Source organism: Bradyrhizobium oropedii (assembly GCF_020889685.1).
GTDB classification, from domain to species: domain Bacteria; phylum Pseudomonadota; class Alphaproteobacteria; order Rhizobiales; family Xanthobacteraceae; genus Bradyrhizobium; species Bradyrhizobium oropedii.
Map to the genome: position 1 here is coordinate 1 of NZ_JACMYO010000378.1, position 2,396 is coordinate 2,396.

Consider the following 2,396-nt stretch of genomic DNA (forward strand, 5'->3'; position numbering starts at 1 on the left):
CGCGAAGCTCGCCCGCGCGCGCGGCGCGCCGGTCGAGATGATGAGCGGGCGCGACGTCAGCGAAGCCGCGCTGCGCCAGGCGATCGGCAAGGCCCGCATCGCGCATCTGGCGACGCACGGCTTCTATCACGACAGCACGGCGGGAGGCCTCGACACGCTGTGGCAGAGCGGCATCGTTCTGTCGGGCGCCGGCGACAGCCGCTGGCCGCTGCGCGACGAGAAGGACGGCTATCTCTATGCCTTCGAGTTGATGGACTGGGACCTGTCGGGGCTCGATCTCCTGGTGCTGTCGGCCTGCGAGACCGGCCGCGGCGACGAGAGCTTCGTCAGCGGCCTGCGCGGCCTGCCGACCGCGCTCGGCATCGCCGGCGTGCGGCGCGCGCTGTTGACGCTGTGGCCGGTCGCCGACGAAGGCACCGCGAACTTCACCGTGCGCTTCTACGAGCATCTGGCCGAGGGCCTGACCTATTCGGATGCGTTGCGCCAGACCAAGCGCGACGCGCGCGACGGCAAGGTGGCGGGCGCCAGGGACGCGAGCGTGTGGGCGGCGTTCGTGCTGTTCGAGGGCTGAGGCGGAGGCCTCATATATGCGGCGCAAGGGCCCCACGCCGCCGAATCGCGCAGGGCAGATCGGCACGGGGGGCAGGTAATTTGCTTTGACAGCCGCGCGCCGATCAGGGACAAGCCGCCCATGCCGAAAAAACCCGGGACCAATCCCAAAGGCGAATTCGCCTTCTTCAACGTCTTCTATGAAGACGGCTCGCAGCGCTCCAACCGCCGCGTGCCATCGGAGCTGCTGGGCGGGCTGGACGGCGACGAGCCGGCGCGCGCCTTCCTGCGCGAGCAGGACCGCGAGATCGCCGAAAAGGGCGGCCGCCCGCCGCTCGAGATCAAGACCATCGAGCGGGTCGGCGCCAAGAAGAAGTAGCGCGCGCGGACAGGTTGCCTCATCAGAACGAAAAACGGCGGGCCCAGGCCCGCCGTTTTTGTTTCGATGGATTGCGGGGTCAAGCCCGGCAATGACGGCATTAGTTGTCGAGGAACGACCGCAGCTTCCGCGACCGTGACGGGTGCTTCAGCTTGCGCAGCGCCTTGGCTTCGATCTGGCGGATGCGCTCTCTCGTCACCGAGAACTGCTGGCCGACTTCTTCCAGCGTGTGGTCGGTGTTCATGCCGATGCCGAAGCGCATGCGCAGCACGCGCTCTTCGCGCGGGGTGAGCGAGGCCAGCACGCGCGTCGTGGTCTCGCGCAAATTGGACTGGATCGCGGCGTCGATCGGCAGGATCGCGTTCTTGTCCTCGATGAAATCGCCGAGATGCGAATCCTCTTCGTCACCGACCGGGGTTTCGAGCGACAGCGGCTCCTTGGCGATCTTGAGGACCTTCCGGACCTTCTCCAGGGGCATGCCGAGCTTCTCGGCGAGCTCTTCCGGGGTCGGCTCGCGGCCGATCTCGTTCAGCATCTGGCGCGAGGTGCGGACGATCTTGTTGATCGTCTCGATCATGTGCACCGGGATGCGGATGGTGCGGGCCTGGTCGGCGATCGAGCGGGTGATCGCCTGCCGGATCCACCAGGTGGCGTAGGTCGAGAACTTGTAGCCGCGGCGATATTCGAACTTATCGACCGCCTTCATCAGGCCGATATTGCCTTCCTGGATCAGGTCGAGGAATTGCAGGCCGCGGTTGGTGTACTTCTTGGCGATCGAGATCACGAGACGGAGGTTGGCTTCCACCATCTCCTTCTTGGCCTGACGGGCCTCGCGCTCGCCCTTCTGCACACCGTGCACGATCTTGCGGAATTCGCCGATCTCGAGCCCGGTGAGCGCCGCCAGCGACTGGATCTCGTGGCGCAGGTCCTTGATGCGGTCCTTCTCGTGATGGACGAAGTTCTTCCAGCCCTTGGCCGACAGCTTCGAGACACGGTTGAGCCAGCGCGGATCGAGCTCCGAGCCCTGGTAGTTGCGCAGGAAGTCCTCGCGCGCGACGCCGTGGCTGTCGCCGAGGCGCAGCAGGCGGCCCTCGAAGGAGACCAGCTTCTTGTTGATGTCGTAGAGCTGCTCGACCAGGGAGTCGATGCGGGCCTGGTTCAGGCGCAGCGACTTCACCTCGACGATGATCTCGTCCTTCAGCTTCTTGTACTTGCGCTCCTGCGAGGGCGACAGCGACTCGCTCTGCAGCTGGTTGGCGATGTCCTGCTCCTGCAGGCGGCGCAGCTTCTTGTACTCGGATGCGATCTTGTCGAAGGTCTCGACCACCTTCGGCTTCAGCTCGGCCTCGATGGCGGCGAGCGACATCTGGTTCTCGAATTCGTCGTCGTCCATGTCGGACTCGGCGGCGGCCTCGCCCGGATCCTTCTCCTCGCCGCCGGCTTCGCCACCGGCGGGCGCGGCGCGGAA

3 protein-coding genes are annotated in these 2,396 nt (G+C 66.1%); 2 read left to right on the top strand and 1 reads right to left on the bottom strand.

Annotation, left to right across the window (positions count from 1 at the left end):
* On the top strand, positions 1-571 hold a 571-nt coding region (locus H8A95_RS42565), incomplete at its 5' end, for a CHAT domain-containing protein (RefSeq protein WP_229188389.1).
* Between the two features lie 120 nt (positions 572-691).
* Complete coding sequence (locus H8A95_RS42570; protein ID WP_092124162.1) at positions 692-928, top strand: hypothetical protein; 237 nt, start codon at positions 692-694, stop codon at positions 926-928.
* Between the two features lie 100 nt (positions 929-1,028).
* Here H8A95_RS42570 and rpoD read toward each other — a convergent pair.
* On the bottom strand, positions 1,029-2,396 hold a 1,368-nt coding region (rpoD, locus tag H8A95_RS42575), incomplete at its 5' end, for an RNA polymerase sigma factor RpoD (protein ID WP_229188390.1).

Coding starts and splice junctions, on each gene's coding strand:
- H8A95_RS42570 (WP_092124162.1), top strand. CDS start 692: ATGCCGAAAAAACCCGGGACCAATCCCAAAGGCGAATTCGCCTTCTTC.